Origin of the sequence: Mycobacterium sp. SP-6446 (assembly GCF_001954045.1) — a bacterium.
Taxonomy (GTDB): Bacteria; Actinomycetota; Actinomycetes; order Mycobacteriales; family Mycobacteriaceae; genus Mycobacterium.
Map to the genome: position 1 here is coordinate 23,333 of NZ_MBEM01000272.1, position 18,543 is coordinate 41,875.

22 protein-coding genes and 1 tRNA gene are annotated in these 18,543 nt (G+C 66.5%); 9 read left to right on the forward strand and 14 right to left on the reverse strand.

Features of this window, described 5'->3' with window-relative positions; translation table 11 throughout:
• The first annotated feature begins 33 nt into the window (after positions 1-33).
• The 5 genes from A5736_RS25215 to A5736_RS25235 are packed head-to-tail and all read left to right on the forward strand — an operon-like array spanning position 34 to position 3,877.
• Positions 34-1,107: a dihydrodipicolinate reductase gene (locus A5736_RS25215; protein ID WP_076249174.1), complete on the forward strand. Its 1,074-nt coding sequence runs from the start codon at positions 34-36 to the stop codon at positions 1,105-1,107.
• Positions 1,104-1,604 (forward strand): VOC family protein, encoded by a 501-nt coding sequence (locus A5736_RS25220; RefSeq protein WP_076249175.1) that lies wholly within the window; start codon positions 1,104-1,106, stop codon positions 1,602-1,604. Before A5736_RS25215 ends, A5736_RS25220 begins: the two co-directional genes overlap by 4 nt.
• Positions 1,601-2,374 (forward strand): SDR family NAD(P)-dependent oxidoreductase, encoded by a 774-nt coding sequence (locus tag A5736_RS25225; protein WP_076249176.1) that lies wholly within the window; start codon positions 1,601-1,603, stop codon positions 2,372-2,374. Before A5736_RS25220 ends, A5736_RS25225 begins: the two co-directional genes overlap by 4 nt.
• Positions 2,371-2,991: a TetR/AcrR family transcriptional regulator gene (locus tag A5736_RS25230; protein ID WP_076125179.1), complete on the forward strand. Its 621-nt coding sequence runs from the start codon at positions 2,371-2,373 to the stop codon at positions 2,989-2,991. The genes A5736_RS25225 and A5736_RS25230 overlap by 4 nt, the downstream gene beginning before the upstream one ends.
• A 4-nt stretch (positions 2,992-2,995) precedes the next feature.
• Positions 2,996-3,877, forward strand: coding sequence for a PfkB family carbohydrate kinase (locus tag A5736_RS25235; protein ID WP_076249177.1), 882 nt, complete (start codon positions 2,996-2,998; stop codon positions 3,875-3,877).
• Here A5736_RS25235 and A5736_RS26175 read toward each other — a convergent pair.
• From A5736_RS26175 to A5736_RS25265, 7 genes are all read right to left on the reverse strand, one after another.
• Positions 3,874-4,029 (reverse strand): hypothetical protein, encoded by a 156-nt coding sequence (locus A5736_RS26175; protein WP_139333546.1) that lies wholly within the window; start codon positions 4,027-4,029, stop codon positions 3,874-3,876. The genes A5736_RS25235 and A5736_RS26175 overlap by 4 nt on opposite strands.
• Positions 4,030-4,116: 87 nt before the next feature.
• Positions 4,117-5,088 carry an LLM class flavin-dependent oxidoreductase gene (locus A5736_RS25240; protein ID WP_076249178.1) on the reverse strand — a complete coding sequence of 324 codons (972 nt, stop codon included), beginning with the start codon at positions 5,086-5,088 and terminating at the stop codon, positions 4,117-4,119.
• A 9-nt stretch (positions 5,089-5,097) separates the two neighbouring features.
• Positions 5,098-5,577: a VOC family protein gene (locus A5736_RS25245; RefSeq protein WP_076125174.1), complete on the reverse strand. Its 480-nt coding sequence runs from the start codon at positions 5,575-5,577 to the stop codon at positions 5,098-5,100.
• A 16-nt stretch (positions 5,578-5,593) separates the two neighbouring features.
• Positions 5,594-6,343, reverse strand: a complete 750-nt coding sequence (locus A5736_RS25250; RefSeq protein WP_076249179.1) for an SDR family NAD(P)-dependent oxidoreductase — start codon at positions 6,341-6,343, stop codon at positions 5,594-5,596.
• Positions 6,340-7,578 (reverse strand): MBL fold metallo-hydrolase, encoded by a 1,239-nt coding sequence (locus tag A5736_RS25255; RefSeq protein ID WP_076249180.1) that lies wholly within the window; start codon positions 7,576-7,578, stop codon positions 6,340-6,342. Before A5736_RS25255 ends, A5736_RS25250 begins: the two co-directional genes overlap by 4 nt.
• A gap of 14 nt (positions 7,579-7,592) precedes the next feature.
• Positions 7,593-8,861 carry a sulfotransferase gene (locus A5736_RS25260; RefSeq protein WP_076249181.1) on the reverse strand — a complete coding sequence of 423 codons (1,269 nt, stop codon included), beginning with the start codon at positions 8,859-8,861 and terminating at the stop codon, positions 7,593-7,595.
• A 21-nt stretch (positions 8,862-8,882) separates the two neighbouring features.
• Positions 8,883-9,269, reverse strand: coding sequence for a DUF2237 family protein (locus tag A5736_RS25265; protein WP_076125165.1), 387 nt, complete (start codon positions 9,267-9,269; stop codon positions 8,883-8,885).
• 197 nt (positions 9,270-9,466) lie between these two features.
• Between A5736_RS25265 and A5736_RS25270 the strand changes: the two genes are divergently transcribed.
• Together A5736_RS25270 and A5736_RS25275 are read left to right on the forward strand one after the other, a co-directional pair.
• Entirely contained in the window at positions 9,467-9,958 is a 492-nt protein-coding gene (locus tag A5736_RS25270) for a TM2 domain-containing protein (protein ID WP_076125164.1), read from the forward strand.
• Positions 9,959-10,089: 131 nt separating this feature from the next.
• Positions 10,090-11,244 carry a 1,4-beta-xylanase gene (locus A5736_RS25275; RefSeq protein WP_076249182.1) on the forward strand — a complete coding sequence of 385 codons (1,155 nt, stop codon included), beginning with the start codon at positions 10,090-10,092 and terminating at the stop codon, positions 11,242-11,244.
• Here A5736_RS25275 and A5736_RS25280 read toward each other — a convergent pair.
• Positions 11,241-12,770 (reverse strand): serine hydrolase domain-containing protein, encoded by a 1,530-nt coding sequence (locus tag A5736_RS25280; RefSeq protein WP_371328414.1) that lies wholly within the window; start codon positions 12,768-12,770, stop codon positions 11,241-11,243. The genes A5736_RS25275 and A5736_RS25280 overlap by 4 nt on opposite strands.
• 123 nt (positions 12,771-12,893) lie before the next feature.
• On the opposite strand from A5736_RS25280, the gene A5736_RS25285 reads away from it, so the two are divergent.
• Entirely contained in the window at positions 12,894-13,493 is a 600-nt protein-coding gene (locus tag A5736_RS25285) for a M15 family metallopeptidase (RefSeq protein WP_139333552.1), read from the forward strand.
• A gap of 859 nt (positions 13,494-14,352) precedes the next feature.
• Here the strand turns inward: A5736_RS25285 and A5736_RS25290 are convergent.
• The 3 genes from A5736_RS25290 to A5736_RS25300 all read right to left on the reverse strand — a co-directional run bounded on the left by A5736_RS25290 (position 14,353) and on the right by A5736_RS25300 (position 15,467).
• Positions 14,353-14,442, reverse strand: a tRNA-Ser gene (locus A5736_RS25290).
• A 29-nt stretch (positions 14,443-14,471) separates the two neighbouring features.
• Entirely contained in the window at positions 14,472-14,930 is a 459-nt protein-coding gene (locus tag A5736_RS25295) for a nucleoside deaminase (protein WP_076249183.1), read from the reverse strand.
• Between the two features lie 15 nt (positions 14,931-14,945).
• Complete coding sequence (locus tag A5736_RS25300; RefSeq protein ID WP_076125156.1) at positions 14,946-15,467, reverse strand: tRNA adenosine deaminase-associated protein; 522 nt, start codon at positions 15,465-15,467, stop codon at positions 14,946-14,948.
• 131 nt (positions 15,468-15,598) lie between these two features.
• On the opposite strand from A5736_RS25300, the gene A5736_RS25305 reads away from it, so the two are divergent.
• On the forward strand, positions 15,599-16,543 hold the full coding sequence (locus tag A5736_RS25305; protein WP_254848456.1) for a prephenate dehydrogenase: 945 nt from the start codon (positions 15,599-15,601) through the stop codon (positions 16,541-16,543).
• Here the strand turns inward: A5736_RS25305 and A5736_RS25310 are convergent.
• Genes A5736_RS25310 through A5736_RS25320 form a run of 3 tightly spaced genes read right to left on the reverse strand, consistent with a single transcriptional unit; the run spans position 16,506 to position 18,542 of the window.
• Positions 16,506-17,105, reverse strand: a complete 600-nt coding sequence (locus tag A5736_RS25310; protein ID WP_076125151.1) for a putative glycolipid-binding domain-containing protein — start codon at positions 17,103-17,105, stop codon at positions 16,506-16,508. The genes A5736_RS25305 and A5736_RS25310 overlap by 38 nt on opposite strands.
• 4 nt (positions 17,106-17,109) lie before the next feature.
• Positions 17,110-17,856, reverse strand: a complete 747-nt coding sequence (locus A5736_RS25315; RefSeq protein ID WP_076249185.1) for an ABC transporter permease — start codon at positions 17,854-17,856, stop codon at positions 17,110-17,112.
• On the reverse strand, positions 17,853-18,542 hold the full coding sequence (locus tag A5736_RS25320; protein WP_076249186.1) for an ABC transporter permease: 690 nt from the start codon (positions 18,540-18,542) through the stop codon (positions 17,853-17,855). Before A5736_RS25320 ends, A5736_RS25315 begins: the two co-directional genes overlap by 4 nt.
• Position 18,543: the final 1 nt, after the last annotated feature.

The following is an 18,543-nucleotide window of genomic DNA, read 5'->3' on the forward strand; positions in this document are numbered from 1 at the left end:
TGGTGCGATGTAAAGGCGTGCGGGAGGTCAGCCATGAGCAAGCTTCGCGTCATCCAGTGGGCGACCGGAGGTGTCGGCAAGGCCGCCATCGAATGCGTCGTGAATCATCCGCAGCTCGAGCTCGTCGGGTGCTGGGTGCACAGCGCGGAAAAGGACGGCGTCGACGTCGGCCGGATCGTCGGGACGGACGACCTCGGCGTCACCGCCACCTCCAGCGCCGACGAGGTGCTGGCCCTCGGCGCCGACTGCGTCGTGTACAGCCCGCTGATACCCAACGACGACGAGGTCGTCGCGATTCTGCGGTCCGGCAAGAACGTCGTCACACCGGTCGGCTGGGTATATCCCGACCTCGACAGCCCGGCCGTCAAAGCAATTGCGGACGCCGCGGTCGAGGGTGGGGTAACCCTGCACGGATCCGGCATCCATCCCGGCGGCATCACGGAGCGATTCCCGCTGATGCTGTCCGGACTGTCATCAGCGGTCACCCATGTGCGCGCCGAGGAGTTCTCCGACATCCGCACCTACAACGCGCCGGACGTCGTGCGCCACATCATGGGCTTCGGCGGCACCCCCGAGGAAGCCATGCAAGGGCCCATGGCCACGCTGCTCGAGGCGGGCTTCAAGATGTCCGTGCGAATGGTGGCCGAGCACATGGGTTTTCGCATCGATCCCAACATCAGGACCGTCCAGGAGATCGCCGTCGCGACCGCCGACATCGACTACGACCCCTTCCCGATCACCGCGGGAACCGTGGCCGCCCGCCGATTCCGCTGGCAGGCGATCGCCGACGGCGAACCGGTCATCACCGCGGCGGTCAACTGGCTGATGGGTGAAGACAACCTGGAACCGGACTGGAACTTCGGCGGGCTCGGCGAACGCTTCGAGGTCGAGATCACCGGCGACCCCACCGTGTCGCTGACCTTCAAGGGCCTGCAACCACCATCCATCGCCGAAGGGCTCAAACGAAACCCCGGTGTCGTCGCCACGGCCAACCACTGCGTCAACGCGATTCCCGACGTCTGCGCCGCCGGCCCCGGCATCAAGACCTATCTCGACCTGCCGCTTTTCGCCGGACGCCCCGCCCCCAAAGTTGCTGCGCCGCTATGACATCCGGCGTCCTAGACGATGTGTCGTTCTGCCACCTCGTCATCGGCGTGACCGACATGGACCGCTCGCTGGCCTTCTACCGCGACGTGATCGGCATGGAGGTCATCTTCGAGACCCTCATCTCCGGAGAACCCTTCGACGCGGTCCTGCATGCCAAGCGAAAGCAGGAGGGCCGGGTGGTGGGCGGCTTGCTGGGCGGGTTGATGGTCGAGCTGCTCTCCCTCGGCGCCAAGCCGCCCGCGGATCAACAGGCGCGCCGCATCACCGGCATCCACAACGTCTCGCTCTCCGTCCCGGACCTCGACGACACCCACCGTCGCATCACCGCCGCGGGCTGCACGCCCGACCAGGATCCGTTCGAAATAGGCGGGGTGCGAATGTTTTTCGTCAAGGACCCGGACGGAACGCCGGTGGAGTTCATCGAGCTGCCCGGCGGCGCGCGCAGCACGTACGAGATGCACCGGGGCGTGCCGCTACGGATGGGGCCCGTGACATGACCTACACCCATCCCGAGTCGATGCGCGGCCACGTGGCAATCGTCACCGGTGCCGCGCAGGGCGTGGGCAAGGGCATCGCCGCCGCGCTGCTCGAACGCGGTGCGGCGGTGCTGCTGGTCGACATCCAAGCCGACGTCCTGAGCACGACGACCGACGAGCTGGCGTCGACGGGCCGGGTCGAGAAGTTGGTCGCCAATCTGCGCGATCCCGACAGCGCCCAGCGGATCGTGGCGGCTGCGATCGACGCCTTCGGTACCGTGCATGGCCTGGTCAACAACGCCATTGCGACCAACGAGCCCAAGGCGTTCGTCGACATCACCACCGAGGACCTGGCGCTCGGCTACGACGTCGGGCCCCGGGCAACATTCCTGCTCATGCAGGCGGTGCACCCGGTGATGGTCGAGGCCGGCGGCGGATCGATCGTGAACCTCGGCTCGGGGACGGGCACCGGGGGCGAACCCAGGTGGGGCGGGTACGCCGCCGCCAAGGAGGGCATCCGGGGACTGTCGAAGGTCGCCGCCCTGGAATGGGGGCGCGACAACATCCGCGTCAACGTCATCTGCCCGTTCGCCGAGTCCGACGGCGTCAAGCTGTGGAAGCAATACGCGCCCGACGATTACGCGAAGGCGGTGAGACGCGTTCCGATGAAGCGCATCGGAGACGTGCGCACCGACGTGGGCGCGCTGGTGGCGTTCCTACTCAGCAGCGACGCGACGTTCATCACGGGTCAAACCATTCACGTCGACGGTGGCATCGGCAGCTTCCGATGAAAGAGTCGCTGCGCGATCGACAGCGCGCACAGGTCCGGGCCGACATCAGGCGCGCGGCGTTCCGGCTCTTCGTCGAGCGTGGGTACGACGCCGTGACGACCGAGGAAATCGCCTCGGCCGCAGGCGTTTCGCCACGCACCTTCTTCCGGCACGTGCCAACAAAGGAGGATCTGCTGCTTGCGCCGGTTCGCCACGGTGGCGCCGCGATCGTGAACCTGCTCGAACAGCGCCCGGCGGGAGAGGCGCCGGATGTCGCACTGATCAACGCCATCATTGTCCGAACCCGGTCATTCGACGAAGCCGACTGTGAGGAGTGGCGCGAAGCCCTGCTGGTTGCGCCTAATCTGCTCGGCAAGGTCACGCTGCACACACCCGCGGACAAGGAGCGGGCGACGAAACTGATCGGCGAGCGCATGGGCGCCAACCCCGACGCCGATATCCGACCAGGCCTTCTGGTCCAACTCGGCTTTGCCGCAGGCGATTTCGCATTCCAGACCTGGGTGCGCCAGTCGAGCAAGAAGCCGCGCCCGCTGGACCGCTACGTCACCGACGCCCTCGAAGCGATCAAGAGCCATCATTGGCAGCGCGCATACGTTGGGCGGAAACGGGCACAGTAACCCAATGAGTGTTGTGGTGATCGGCCAGATCGGCCGGGACCTGGTACTGCGCACCGATGGGCCGCCGTCGGCGAGTGAGTCCAGAACAATTCTGCAGCGCGAAGAGCTGCTGGGCGGCAAGGGCGCCAACCAGGCAGTCGGTCTCGCCCAGCTCGGGGTACCGGTCGCACTAATCGGCGTGGTGGGCGACGACACAGCGGGAACTTTCGTGCTTGAGGAAGCGGAAGGTGACGGTATTGACATAGGTGGCGTCGTGCGACGCGGGACCACGGCACTGCTGGTTGATCTGGTGGCACCGCCGCCGGAGCGAATGCTTCTCGAACACATACCGGAAAGCTCGCTCGTGCGGGTCGACGACCTCGACCGGTCGGCCGAGCGGTTAAACGGGGCGGAGATCGTTTCAATTCAGCTGCAGCAGCCGGCGGAGACGGCGCTTGCGGCGGCGCGCCGGGCCCGGCGGCGTGGTGTGCGCGTCGTCGCGGATGGTGCACCGCCGCAGGATATTCAAGCCGATTTGCTTGCATCCGTGGACGTGATACGGGCCGATGCCACAGAGGCCGCGCTTATCGGTGGAAAAGCCGTTGGCACTGTGGACGAAGCGGCCGAGCTGGCCGACAATCTTTTGACGTGCGGGCCTGAGCTCGTTGCGATTGCGGTTCCCGACGTGGGCGACCTCCTGGCGTGGCGTGGAGGCAGCGAGCTATTCGAATTCGCCGACGTAGACGTGGTCGATCCGACCGGTGCCGGCGATGCCTTTGTTGCCGGGCTTATTTCCGCATTGCGTGACGGCGCCGGGCCTCAGCATGCAGGACAGCAAGCCGCTGCCGCCGCCAGCTCCACGGTGCAGCGCCTTGGCGGACGCCCATCCCTTGACGAAATCGGCTAGAACCAGACCCTTCTGCCGGCCACCGGGCGCCCGACCGCGCCGAGGATCCACAAGATCACACCGATGACCACCAGGATTCCGCCGATCGTGTACAGGATCGACAGGCTCGTGAAGTAACCGATGATCAAGAGAATGATGCCCAGGATGATCACAGCACACTCCTCTCCATTACGCGCACGTTGAATTAGCCCGAAATGCCCGAGTACCCGCCCCGGAGGGCTTCAATCAGGACGACAGACTTAGTCGAGCGCCGGCAGGACCACGTCGGTGAGCAGCTGAACCGACTTCCATGCTTCGTCGACGGGCATGCCGCCGACCAGCGGATGCATCACCAACGGCCCGTAGTGTTCGGACTCGCGAACTTCGGCGATGAGCTGCTCGGGAGTCAGGAATCGGTATCGTCCCGAGGCCTTCACCTCGTCCAGCGTCCGGACTCCCGGCAGGTGCATGAGTGAACGATGGTCGGTTGCCCATTCGCCGTAAGTGACTGCCTCCCAGAGGATGTGCTCGCCGAGTTCCGCCCACGCCCGGTCCGGATCCTCGTGCAGGTAGATCATGCCGCGGTTGATCGGGCCGGGCATGATGACGAACGGCGTCAGACCGACGTCGGAACACAGCTCGCGGTAGTAGCCGGCGATGTCGGGCAGGTGGTCGGCCAGGCTGAGCGGTAACCGGAAGCGCGCGGCCCGCCGCGCGGTGGCACGCGCTCCCCCGCCGACATACAGCGGTGGGTGCGGCCTGGTCCAGGTGCCGGTGCAGATTCCGGAGTCCGGATCGGCGCCGGACCACACCGACAGCATTCGCTCGATCAGGCCGTCCATCAGCTCGCCCCGCCGGCCGAAATCGACCGCCAGCGCGTCGTATTCGACGGTTCGGTAGCCCAACCCCACCGTGGTGTGCAGCCGTCCTCGGCTCATGTTGTCCACCAGCGCGATGTCCTCGGCCAGGCGGACGGGATTCCACAACGGGCCAAGCGCGCAGTCCACGCTGGCGATCAGAGTCGTCGTTCGCGCCAAGAACATCGACGCCGCCATGATGGGGTTGCAGCTCCATCCGTGGCCGGTCGCGTGGTGCTCGTCGACGCTGACCGTGGTGATGCCTCGGGATTCGCCCCACTGCGCCAGTTCGAGTGCGGCGGACAAGATCCCGCTCTGCGTCCTCGGCTCGCCCTGCGGCGAGGCGAAGTTGAAGCGCAGCACGGTCAGCACCATGTCCGGCCCTCAGCCCTGGACCGGCGCCGCCGCCGACCGCAGGAACGCGGCGAAGTCGGGAAAGAGTGCACGGTCGACGATTTCGATGCGGGTGCCGAAGGCGTCGACGTAGTACGCGAACAGCGCCAGGCCCGGCGGTGAGACATCGGCGGTGGCTTCGAAGGTGAAGCCGTTGGCCTCTAGCATCTCTGCGCTGCCGGCGAGGTCGTCGGTGAAGTAGCCGAGGTGATGAGCGGAGTTGCCGGGCGCCGCCTTCCACGGGCTATCGGGAACCTCTTGGATGAGTTCGAGGTGCGGGCTCTGCAGGGAGTAGACGAATGTCGAGGTGAGTTCGTGTGTTTCGGTCGCGGTGCGGAAGGGCAGCGTGTAGGTCAGCGGCGTGATCCATCGGTAGCCGGCCAGCGTGCTGAGCCGGGCCATCGCGGCTTCGAGGTCGGGCACGACGATGCCGGTGTGGTAGAAGTCCTCGGGTCGAAGCGCGAGTGCCATGGTCTTGTCCTTAATCTCAGACGCAGTCCGACGCGCCGTCGACGACGAAGACCGCGCCGCTGGTGTAACTGCTCTGCTCGGTGCACAGGAATGCGATCGTGGGAGCGATCTCCGCGATGGACCCGAAGCGGCGCAACGGAATATGTGCCAGCTCGGATTCCACGATGTCCGCCGCGGCGTGCATGGGCGCGGTCATCGGCGTGTCGATGGTTCCCGGTGCGACGGCGTTCACCCGGATTCCCTTGGTTGCCCACTTGACCGCGAGATTCCTGGTGATGTCGACGATCCCGGCCTTCGCGGCCCCGTAGCCGGGCACCAAGGGAACCGCCCGCAGCGCAGACATCGACGCCAGATTGACCACGCTGGCGCCTCCCGCCGCGGTCGATGCCCTCAAGGCTGGGTACAGTCCCACCGTAAGCCGGTATGGCCCAACGAGGTTGAGGCCCACCGACACCTCGAAACCCTCCGGCTTCGATTCGTCCAGGCCGCCTGGGAAATTCGCGCCCGCATTGTTTATCAAGACGTCGAGGCTGGCGAAGCTGGCGGCCAGCGCATCCACCGAGTCATGGTCGGTGATCTGCAGCGAGCGGTAGGCCATGCCGGCCAGGTCGGCGTCATAGTCCGTCGCCGCCGGTTTGGTGCCGGTGATGGTGACCTCGGCTCCGGCATCCCGGAACAGCACCGCGGTGGCGTGCCCGATCCCGCTGGTGCCACCGGTGATCAACGCGGTCGTGCCGGTGAAGTCGAAGCCGACACGGGCCGTCATGAGTTCCTCGCTATTTGTTCGGAGAGCCATGCTCGTTCCCAGAAATTGGTGCTGTCCGCGAGCAGGACTTCGTGTGCCTCCCGCAGTACCGCCCGGGCCGCGGGATCATCCGACGAGACGAGCTCGGCGAGATGGATGGCGTGCAGGGGGCGGCCCGCGGCAAGATGCTCCCGCGCGCGATCCACAAGGGCCTCGGCGCCGGCCAGTTCGATCACGTCGGCGCCGACTGCATCGAAGCCGACGGGGTAGAGCTCGGTGGTCGAGCGGTGGTGGAACCAGCCCGAGTAGTTCTCCCAGATCGCTCTGACATCCCAGGCGACCTTCCCATAGCCTTGTCCCACTTCGTATTCCGCGGGCAGCGTGATCTCGCGCATCAGGGTCTGGACGTCCTTGCCGGCGTTCATCCCGGCCACAGTCTCGTCGTGGACGTACTGGATCGCGTCGCGCAGCCTCGTAAGCTCGGCGTCGATCAGATCGGCGCCCGCGATCGGTTCGAAGTGACCGGTCACCAGCAGTTCGGGCCGAAGTGCGCGTACCCGCTCGACCGATGCGATGGTGGTCAGGGCGTCGCGGTAGCGGTCGCCCCGTATGGTGACGAGGTTGGGAATGTGTCCGAAGATCGGACCGAAGGTGTTTCCGCACAGGCAAATTCGCTCGTCCGGCAACCAGACCACCAGCGAGTCGGTGGTCTCGCCGCCGGGCACCGAGATCAGCTCCAGCCGTCGACCGCCCACCTCGAGGGAGAGGGTGTCCTCGAAGTCGAGATCGACGGCAGGGACACTCTGGCCGGGCAGGTGCTTGGTTCCGAGGCGCCGCTGGATTGCCCGAATGCCGGACGTCAGCGTGTCTTTGAAGGCGAATGCGCTGCGGCTGGCGCGGTACGGGATCAGCCGCTCGTTGTCGTCCCGCCACGCCGTCCAATTAGCTTGCGCGACAACCGTTGTTTCCGGATCGCGGACGCTGTCCAGGCCGCCGACGTGGTCCACATGGCCCTGCGTGAAGATGATGTAGCGCACCGGCGAGGAGTCGACGGCGTCGAAGTTCGCGCGGTGCACCGGCCCCTCGAAGCCCATCCCGGTGTTGACGATCACCCGGCCGTCGGCGGTGGTCAGCATGTACGCGTTGGACAGGCCCGGCGAGCACCACAGCCCCGGGGCGAGCCGCTCGGCTTGTTCGGCCGACGCCGGGCGCATGGCCTCGGCGCCGGGCCTGCCGCGATAGACCGGTCCGGGCATCGCTGTTGACTCCTTCATTCGGGGCGGACGTCGAATCTATCGAAATAGAAGTCGAACCGCCCACGGAGTTCGTCGGCCGAGATGCCGAAGTGCCGTTGCAGGTCGTAGCGGATGCGGCCGTGCTTTCCGCGCGGGTTGCCGTCCAGGTAGCGCCGGAACCGTTCGCGCACCTTCGGTGTCAAGTCCACGTTGCCGCGGCGGTAAAGCTCGTCGAGCAGCGGCATTTCGTTGCCGTTGAGGTGGTGGAAGCTGACGTCGAGGCTGCGATCGGCGGGCACCAGGTCGCGGTCGCGCACGCACGCGCTGAGCAGCCGGTGCACGCGGTCGCTCCAGTAGTCCAGGAGCCAATCCGGGTCGATGCTAGTCCGGCGCAACCGATCGGAGTAGGCCATCATCGTGATCGCCGATTGGATCACGGCGACGGGATCGCGGTGTGTGAAGGCCACCGTCGCGTCCGGAAATGTTGCCACCAGCGGGCCGAGCTGCTCACAGTGCTGCGGGCTCTTGAGGATCCAGGTCCGCGGGCCGCGCAGGAACGTCAACGCCTGCAAGACTTTCTTCATGTACGCGTAGTGCTGTGTTTGGTCGAGCGCCAGGTAGAAGTCGCGCCAATCGGGAACGCGCGCATGCCATTCCAGCACATAGGCGGCCAGATCGAGGTCGAGGAGCTCGACTTCCTCCTCGATCGCCTCGGGGAACCGGTCGTGCATGGCGGCCACCACCGGTGCACTGGCCATGAGCGCCTCGTGTTCGGATTTGGCCCGCGCGTAGCGTGGGTCGACCCCGAAGATGTCGGGTCCTTCGCCCCGCGCGGGTATCGGCTCCTGGCTTTCCCAATACGGCAGCGCGCGTCGGCGCGGGTCGGCCGCAATGAGATTGACCAGATGGGTGGTGCCGGATCGCGGCATTCCGACGACGACGAACGGTTTCTCGATCGGGATCGACTCGATCTCGGGATAACGCTTGACGAGTTCGGTCAACGACAACCGGTTGCGCAGCAGGCGAACGACCCGTTGGCGCAGTGAGGACCGTGTCAGCTCGCGCAGGCCCTCGTCGGCTTCGATCGCGGCCACGTGCGCGCGCAGGCGGTCACCGAAGCCGTCCGTGTCGTCCAGGTCGCCGACACCGGCCATCTCGACGGCCTCGGCCATCATCCGATCGATGTCGAAGTCGACGCGTTTGGCCTCGGTGAATTTCAGAATCTGGCGCTGTACATCGGTGAGCTTGGGCGCCGTCAAGTCGTCGAAGTCGATATCCGCGATGTCGGGGCCCGCAGAGCCCATGCGAGCGCCTCCTAGCGGGCTCTACAAATTGGCCAGGTCGTCGGGAACGTCGACTTTGTGTTCCTTGAGCGCCTCGAGAGGCACGACCTCCAGTGTGCGCTCGTGAGTCGACGCCAAGACCACGGGGGCGGCGCAACCGTCGTGATGGGCCCGAAGCCAGTTCAGGGCGGTGACGCACCAGCGATCGCCGGGCAGCAGGCCGGGGAAACGGTACTCGGGCACCGGTGTCAACAAGTCATTGCCGATGGAACGCTGGTGCTCCAGGAATTCGGCAGTCATCACGGCACAGATCGTGTGCCGGCCCCGGTCTTCGGGCCCGGACGAGCAGCAACCGTCGCGATAGAAACCAGTCAGTGGGTCGGTACCGCACGGTTCCAGCGGCCCGCCCAGCACATTGCGATCAGGCACTTGCTCAGTATCGCGCTCCCGGGCACGAAGTTTGCGGGAAATGCGCCATCCGCGCCGCGAAAAATTGCCCGCCGGATCGCGCCGATCAGGCTGGCGGCAGTTTGCCGCCGCGATGGCTGGGCTCGGCTGAGCACACTGCGGCCAGCTTCGGCCGTTTGCCGGAGTCGACGACGGCTTGCGTGGGCTATGTTCTTGGGATGGCGAGCCCGAACCCACCCGGAAACCCCTCCGACGAACCACCCCAGGGGTGGCAGCCGCAGGGCTATGGTGCGCAGCAGAATCCCCAAATCCCTCCGCCGCCCGGATATCCGGGCCAACCGGGGTACCAACCGGGCTATCCGCAGCCGCAGCCGTACCCGCCCCCCTACCCCGGCTACCCGGGGCACGTCGATCCCCAAGCGCCATTTGGTCGCGATCCCGCCACGGGCGTACCGCTTTCGGACAAATCCGCCACCACGGCCGGCCTCCTCCAGCTGTTCCTGGGGGTGTTCGGCATCGGCCGGTTCTATATCGACTCGACCCAGATCGCGATCGCTCAGTTGTGTGTGGGCATCTTCGGATTCGTCTTCACCCTGTTCTGCCTTTTCGGCTTCCCGGTGCTGCTCGGTTCGGCCATCTGGGCCATCGTTGACGCCATCATGATGTTCACCGGCAGCGTCACCGACAGCCACGGCCGCAAGCTGCGCTAGGGGATGTCATCGACGGGACGCGCCCGCTCAACACCGCTTGATGACAATGAAATAACGATTCTCAGCTAAACGTATCGCGACGCGCTAAGTAAATACCGGGTTACGGGGCTCGGCCAACTTATCGTCAATTCGTGTACCGCCGAACGGTCTTGAAGCTACCGCTGGTGTTGGCAGCGGGCAGTGCGCTGGCCCACGCACCCCGTGCCTCCGCCGAACCAGCACCCCGCTCGTCCGGGGAGATAACCCGGTGGTCGGCCGAACGCGCCAATCGCTGGTATCAAGCCCAAGGTTGGCTTGTCGGAGCGAATTTCATCACTTCCAACGCCATTAATCAGCTCGAGATGTTTCAGCCCGGCACCTACGATCCCCGGCGCATCGACACCGAACTTGGCTGGGCCCGCGCGGCCGGGCTCAACAGCGTGCGGGTCTTCCTCCACGATCAGCTCTGGGCCCAAGACGCCCGCGGCTTCCTGATGCGTCTGGCGCAGTTCGTCAATATCGCCGCGCGCCACCGCATTAAGCCGCTGTTCGTTTTCTTCGACTCGTGCTGGGATCCGTTACCCAGACTGGGTCCGCAACACGCGCCGAGGCCCGGCGTGCACAACTCCGGATGGGTGCAGAGCCCGGGAGCCGAGCACCTCGGCGATCCCGCCTACGCCCGCCTGCTGCGTGACTACGTCACCGGGGTGTTGACCCAGTTCCGCACTGACGACCGGGTTTTGGGCTGGGACCTGTGGAACGAGCCGGACAATCCGGCGAAGGTGTACAGCAAGGTCGAGCGCCCAGACAAGCTGGAGCGTGTGGCGGAGCTGCTCCCCCAGGTGTTCCTGTGGGCGCGTGCTGTCGATCCGAGTCAACCGCTGACGAGCGGTGTGTGGCGCGGTGACTGGGGTGAGCCGGCGAGACTCAGCGCCATCAGCGCCATGCAGCTGGACAACTCCGACGTGATCACGTTCCACTCCTATGCCGAACCCACGGCCTTCGAGTCCCGGATCAACGAGCTTGCCCCCCTTGGGCGCCCGATCATTTGCACCGAGTACATGGCGCGGCCGCAGGGCAGCACCGTCGAGTCGATCCTGCCCGTGGCGAAGCGCCACAACGTCGGCGCATTCAACTGGGGCCTGGTAGCCGGGAAGACCCAGACCTACTTTCCGTGGGACTCGTGGGATCACCCGTACACGGCACCGCCGAAGGTATGGTTCCACGACCTTCTGCTGCCCGACGGGCGGCCATACCGGGAGAGCGAAATTCAAGCGATCCGCGGACTTACCGGCGCGCAAGGCTAGTGCTGCCGAAGGGGTTTCGGCGTCGATGACGACGGTGCACTGCCATACAGGCCCAACCCCCGGGCGGCCTCCGTGGCCACTTCGCCGCGCAGATCCGAGATCGGGGAGCTGCCGCGCACATGGATCGCGTTCGAGAGCAGGATGACGTAGGTATCCGATTCCGGATCCAGCCACAGCGTGGTTCCGGTGAACCCCGTATTGCCAAAGCTGCCAACGGGAAAGATCGACCCGCGGGGTCTGGAAAAGGGAGTGTCGATGTCCCAGCCGAAGCCGAACAGATTCTGTCCGTTGATGGCCGGATAGCTCGGAACGGTGGCCCTGCGGGCCGCATCGTTCGCCGCTTGAAGTTGTCGGGCGCTATGCCCGGGCTGCTCCGGCGTCGTCATCATCTCGAGAGTCGCTTGCTGCAGCGGAAACTTGCTCGGGCGGCCCGCAAGTCGATCAAGCAGGGCCTGCGCAAAAATGCTGACGTCGTGCGCCGTCGCGAACACACCGGCATTCCCGGCCACTCCCCCCATGCGGCGCGCCGTCGGGTCGTGCACGGTGCCGCGAAGCAGGTGACCGTAATCGGGATTCTTGCTTGGATCGGCTCTGTTTTCCTCGTCGAGCGCCGTCGGTGCGATGCGCGGCAAGAGGCTGGCCGGAGGAAGGTAGCGGGTGTCCTCCATGCCCAGCGGCCCGAATACGTTTTGCTCTACGTAGACGTCTTCCGCCTGGCCCGTGATCTTTTCGAGTAGCGCCCCGAGTAGCAGGAAGTTGATGTCGGAGTAACGGAACACCTCGCCGGGACCCGACTGCAGCGGCGTGGTGAGCGCACGACGGATGCCCTCCGCCTTGTCGGGTCCGTCCAATCCCCATGGGTCGCCGAGGTTTACGTCTATCGGTTCGCCCGAGGTGTTTGTCAGCAACATGCGCAGCGTCACCCCGGCGCGCTGCGGGTCGTTGCCCGCGTTGAACTCGGGCAAATAGTTCTGAACCGGATCGTCGAAGCCGACCTTGCCTTGTTCGTAGAGCTGCATGACGGCGATCGCCGTCGCGAGGCACTTCGTCAACGACGCCAAGTCGAAGATCGTGTCCTCGGTCATCGGCTCTGCGGGTGCGGGCGATCCGTCCAGCCCCTGTTCGCCCGCAAGCTTGCGCGAGCCAAACGCCTGATGGAAGACGACGTTGCCGGCGTGCCCGATCACGACCACGGCACCCGGCAGCCTGTTTGCGGCGACCGCATTGTTCATCAGTTTGGCGACGGCTGCGAAGTCCCCCGCGGCCCCCGCAGCCGGCGGCGGGGTCGCCTGCGGTGGCTCCGTCGCCTGCATCGGCGCCGATGCCTGCGGCGGCTGCATCGCCTCCGTTGGCTGTGTTGCCTGCGTCGGCTGCATCGCCTGCGTTGGCTGCGTCGCCACCGCGCTGCCGTGGGCTGCCAGGTGGCCCGGATAGCCACGCGAGGAAGGCAGAGCGAGGATAAGCAGGACGGCTCCAACAGTGATGGCCGTCCGCACGGGCCACGCCATCGACCCGAGTTCGGGCATATCGCAAGGGTAGGCCGACGGTCCAGAGCCGAACGAGGTGGAACCAAGCGTGAGGACTCACCCCAGTTGACGTCTCGCAGGCGGGGGATTGCCGTGCTGGTGAGCGCGACGGCGGCGGGGGTCATGCTGGCGCACTGCAGCGCCGCGCCCCTGGCATCTGCCGATGACTCGGTTCAGCCGGTCACCGCGGAGGAACTCGGTGCGAGCTGGCGGCCGGGTTGTCCGGTCGAACCCGCGCGGCTGCGGCGGGTCGGCGTCGACCACATCGGTTTCGACGGCCAGACCCACCGCGGCGAGCTGATCGTGCACGAAGACCTGGTGCCGCAGGTCATCGCGATCTTCGAGCAGCTTTACCGGCTGCGCTTTCCCATCGAGAAAATCCGCACCGCCGACCACTATCCGGGCGCCGACGACGAGCTATCCATGGAGGACGACAACACGTCGGCGTTCAACTGCCGAGGCATCCCGGGGTCCAGCGAATGGTCTCAACATGCCTACGGTCGGGCCATCGACGTCAATCCCCTTCTCAATCCGTGCGTCTACGCAAGCGGCGTATTCGAACCGCGGAATGCGGCGCCGTATCTCGATCGCAGCCGCACTGACCCGGGACTCCTGCACAACGGCGACGCAGGCGTACGCGTCTTCACCGACCGAGGCTGGCAATGGGGCGGCCATTGGTCGAGTCCCGTCGACTACCAGCACTTCGAGCTGCCTTCACGATGAATTACGCCGGCTCAGATACCGCCGCAGATAGATACAAACGGTATGGGCGCACAGATGCCGATAGAGACGTATGGTCGCGGGCCGTAATACGCGGGCGGAGGTGGAAGCGCTGGCGGCGGAGGTGGTGCCTCTGGCGGCGGGGGCGGCAAGGCTGGCGGCGGGAGTGCTTGTGCGAGAACGACGCACGTATCGGATGGCGCGTCATAGGTCCAGGTCGCGTGACCGCCTAGGCATGAGCACGGTCGATGCCCGCGAGCATCCGGCCCGGTTCCAGCCGATGGCCGGCAGGGCGGCTGGTTCTGATGGTTGCTGAAAGCTGCCCGTAATTCTCCTGCGTACTGGCTGCGTACTAGCCACATCACCCGGGCGGCAACGTCACAAAGTGGGACAATTTGTAGGTGACGACAACAACGCGGCTATTAGGGGGGCAGAAAAGGAACAACTAATTTGAAGAGGGCAATATTGGGCGTGTCAACTGCAGCAGCCATAGCACTGGCACCCCTCTGCATTCCACCAGCACAAGCGCACGCCGACGATCCCTGTGTCAGCATCACCGATCCCGCTGCCCACCAGGCTTGCATCGACAAATCCCGGCGCGAGAACCCCCTGCACAGATACCAAGGCAATTGCGATGCCACCGCCCTTTATGGACAGATGGGCCAACTTTGTCGGGACTTCTGGATCCGAAAGTCTGCCCCCCAATGGAGGGTGGGCTGAAGTCAACCCACCGCCCCGGCTGATCAAGAGATCAGGCCCCGGCGGGGCAGCTTTCGGGCGGCCTCGTCATCCACGACCGATCGGCTAGCGCTTGCAAATAGAAAAGAAGCCGTTTCACCCGTACTAATGCCCGGCTAGTTTGTGGCGGTGGCGGAGGGATTTGAACCCTCGGACGGTGTTAGCCGTCACACGCTTTCGAGGCGTGCTCCTTAGGCCGCTCGGACACGCCACCGCCGAGCAGCTTACCGAACCGTCCGCCGCTCACCCCAATCGCTGGCGGGCGAAGAAGGCCTCCAGCGGTGCGGCGCATTCTTCCGCAAGCACGCCGCCCCGCACGGCCGGGCGGTGGTTGAGCCGACGATCGCGGACCACGTCCCACAGCGATCCGACCGCTCCCGTTTTGGGCTCCCAGGCGCCAAAGACCAGCCGCTCGATGCGAGCCAGCACCAGCGCGCCCGCGCACATGGTGCAGGGCTCGACGGTCACCGCCAGCGTGGTCCCCTGCAGCCGCCACCCGTCGCCCAGCACGCCGGCCGCCGCCCGCATCGCCAGGATCTCCGCGTGCGCGGTCGGATCACCGAGGGCCTCACGGGCATTCACCGCCCGGGCGAGTTCGGTGCCGTCGGGGCCGACGACCACCGCCCCGATGGGGACGTCGCGGGGTCCCGCCGTCGCGGCGACCGACAGCGCGGTACGGATCAGATCTTCGTCAGAGAACACCGACCGAGCTTGCGATCACCGACCGAGGCGGTCGATCACGGCCGACAGCTGGTCGGCAAAGCCCATTTCCCGGGCGATGCGGCCCAATTGCTCGTCGGCGTAGAGGTCGGACTCATCGAGGATGACACCGAGTACCGCCTCGGGCAGGCCCACGTCCGACAGCAACCCGAGGTCGCCCTCCTCGAACGGCTCCACGTCCTCGAGGTCCTCGGGATCGATATCGGCGTCGAGATTGTCCAGCACCTCGGCCGCGATGTCGTAGTCCAGCGCGGCCGTGGCATCCGACAGCAGCAGCCGGGTCCCCGACGGCGCCGGGCGCACAATGACGAAGAATTCGTCGTCGACATCGAGAAGCCCAAACACCGCTCCGGCGCTGCGTAGTTCACGCAGCTCCGTCTCGGCCGCCGACAGACTAGTCAACGACTTCGTCGCCATCGGGTAGCAGCGCCATTGGCCCTCTTCGCGCACGACCGCGACGCCGAAGCCATCCGGCACGTCCGCGGACGGGCCCTGTGCGGAGGCCCGTTGTGCTCCCATGGCCGCATACGCTAGTCGCTGACCAGGCCCCTTGACCAGACAGACGCACCCGTGCGAGCGAACCTGAACCACCACGGCGTGCGGAACTGTGCCAACCTTGGACTGTGGCTCGGACTGCAACGAAGACACCGATATGCGTGCTCGGTCTGGGACTGATCGGCGGCTCGATCATGCGGGCCACCGCAAAAGCCGGCCGCGAAGTATTCGGCTACAACCGGTCGGTGGAAGGCGCGCAGGGAGCCGTCGCCGACGGCTTCGACGCCACCACCGACCTCACCGAAACGCTGACCCGCGCCGCCGACCTCGGCGCACTCATCGTGCTGGCCGTGCCGATGCCGGCCCTGCCCAGCATGCTCGCCCACATCAGCGAATTGGCCCCCGACTGTCCGCTGACCGATGTCACCAGCGTCAAACGCGCGGTGCTCGACGAGGTCGCGGCGGCCGGTCTGCTGCAGCGCTTCGTCGGCGGTCACCCGATGACGGGCACCGCCGAGTCCGGTTGGCCCGCCGGCCATGCCGGGTTGTTCACCATGGCCCCGTGGGTCATCAGCGTCGACGACCATGTGGATCCCGAAGTGTGGTCAATGGTCATGACGCTGGCGCTGGACTGCGGCGCGGCGGTGGTGCCGGCCAAGTCCGACGAGCACGACGCCGCCGCGGCCGCCATCTCACACCTGCCGCACCTGCTCGCCGAGGCCCTCGCCATCACCGCCGCCGAGGTGCCGCTGGCGTTCGCGCTGGCCGCGGGGTCTTTCCGAGATGGCACGCGGGTGGCCGCCAGCGCGCCGGACCTGGTGCGCGCGATGTGCGAAGGCAACTCCAGCGAACTGCTGCCCGCCCTCGACCGTGCCATCGAGCTGCTGAGTCGTGCGCGCGACTCCCTCGACCGGGACATCTCGGTGGCCGAGCTCGTCGAAGCCGGCCACGCGGCGCGAACCCGTTTCGACAGCTTCCCGCGCTCCGACATCTTCACCATCACCATCGGCGAGGACAACTGGCGCGAGGAATTGGCCGCCGCGGGCCGGGCCGGCGGGGTGATCAGATCCGCTCTGCCAACCCTGGATAGTCGACGATGAACCCGTCGGCGTCGACGCTCACGTTGGTGTCGGCGACCGGCGAACGCAGCTTGATCCCGTCGAGACTGCCCGCGCTGGTGTAGCTGACGACGGCCGCGGTGACGGTCATCTCGGGCACGTTCACATAGACCATCGGCAACGCGATCGACTCCGCATGTTCGTGCAGCCCGAGCCGCCGGATCGGCAGGGCGTTGAAGAACGGGCTGAACACCACGTCGACGTCGAGGGCACCGTTATACCCCGCGCGCGACTCGCCTTGATGGTCGGTCACCAACCACATGTTCTCCTCGTCGCGGGCAATGGCCAGCTGCCGTTCCCGCTCGGCCAGCGTCACGGTCAACCCGAACCGCTTGGTTGCGCCCGTCTCGTCGGTCTGCACCTCGTAGAAGGCGCCGAACGCCGGATTTGTCTCGGTGGCCGCGGCCACGATGCGGCCGTGGGCCCTGATTCGCTTGCCGGACACCTGAATTCGCACCGACTCCATCCGGGAGACATCCTGTGCACGCCAGGTCAACATCGCCGTCACGACGCGGGGAGTCGGATCCGTGGGGCCTGCGTTCACCCCCCTACCGTAAAGCGTGTCCACCAACCGCGGCAGGTTTGTCCGGAAGTGCGGCCACCGTCACGCGCTCGCGCCCACGGGTAGCCCGGCGCAGCCGCCCGGTGCCGGGCACCGAGACCCACACCGCCGACGCCAGCAGACCGTCGAGGATCAGCGCCAACGCCGCCACCGCCAACGCACCGACCAGAGCGAGCTGGAATTCGCGCTGTTTGATCCCGTCGATCAGGTAGCGGCCCAGCCCGCCGAGGCTCGCGTACGCGGCGACCGTCGCGGTCGCGACGACTTGCAGCGTCGCGCTGCGCAGCCCGCCCAGGATCAGCGGCATCGCATTGGGCACCTCGACGCGCAGCAGCACCTGGGTTTCGGTCATGCCCATCGCGCGGGCCGCGTCGACCACCGTCGGCTCGACGCTGGCGATGCCGGCGTAGGTGCCGGCAAGCAGGGCGGGGATGCCCAGCAGCATCAGGGCAACCAGCGGCGGGCCCAGGCCCAGCCCGAACACGAGCACCCCCAACAGCAGCACCCCGAGCGTCGGCAGCGCGCGCAGTCCGTTGACCGCGCCGACCACCAGCAGGGTGCCGCGACCGGTGTGCCCGATGATCGCGCCCAGCGGAATGGCGACCAGCGCCGACGCGCCCACCGCGAGCGCGGTGTACTCCAAATGCTCCAAGATGCGCGACGCCAGTCCTACCGGGCCGGTCCAGTTGGCGGCGGTCAAGAGGTAGGAGAGCGCCTGCTGCAGAAAGTTCATCGCGCACCGCCCGCTATCGGTGCCGGGACCGGGCGGCGACGGCGGGCCGGACGCGCGGCGCGCTCCCAGGGTGTGACGAAGCGCCCGGCCAGCACGATCCCCAAGTCGATGGTGATTGCGAGCAGGAGCAACACGATGATCCCGGCGAGGATTTGATCACTCTTGTTGGTCTGGTAACCCATGGTGAACCAGGTGCCCAGTCCACCGATCCCGATCACCGAGCCCACCGACACCATCGCGATGTTGGTCACCACCACCACCCGCAGGCCGGCGATCATCACCGGAATGGACAGTGGCAGTTCGACTTTCACCACCCTCTTGAGCGCCGGATAGCCGACCGCGGTCGCGGCGTCCCGCACTTGGGCCGGCACCGCGTCCAGCGCCTCGAGCACCGCGCGCACCAACAGCGCGGTCGTGTAGGCGGTCAGCGCGACGACGATGTTGGCCTCGTCGAGGATTCGGGTTCCGATGATGACCGGCAGCACGACGAACAACGCCAGCGACGGGATGGTGAAGACGACGCTGGCCGTCGCCGTCGTCAGCCGCCGGGCAACCGGGGCGCGCTGGACCAGCACGCCGACGGGCACCGAGACCGCCAAACCGATCAGCACCGGGAGCAGCGACAGCCGCACGTGCACGATGGTCAGGGCCCACGCGTCGTGGAGATGGGTGAGCAGGTAGTGCATG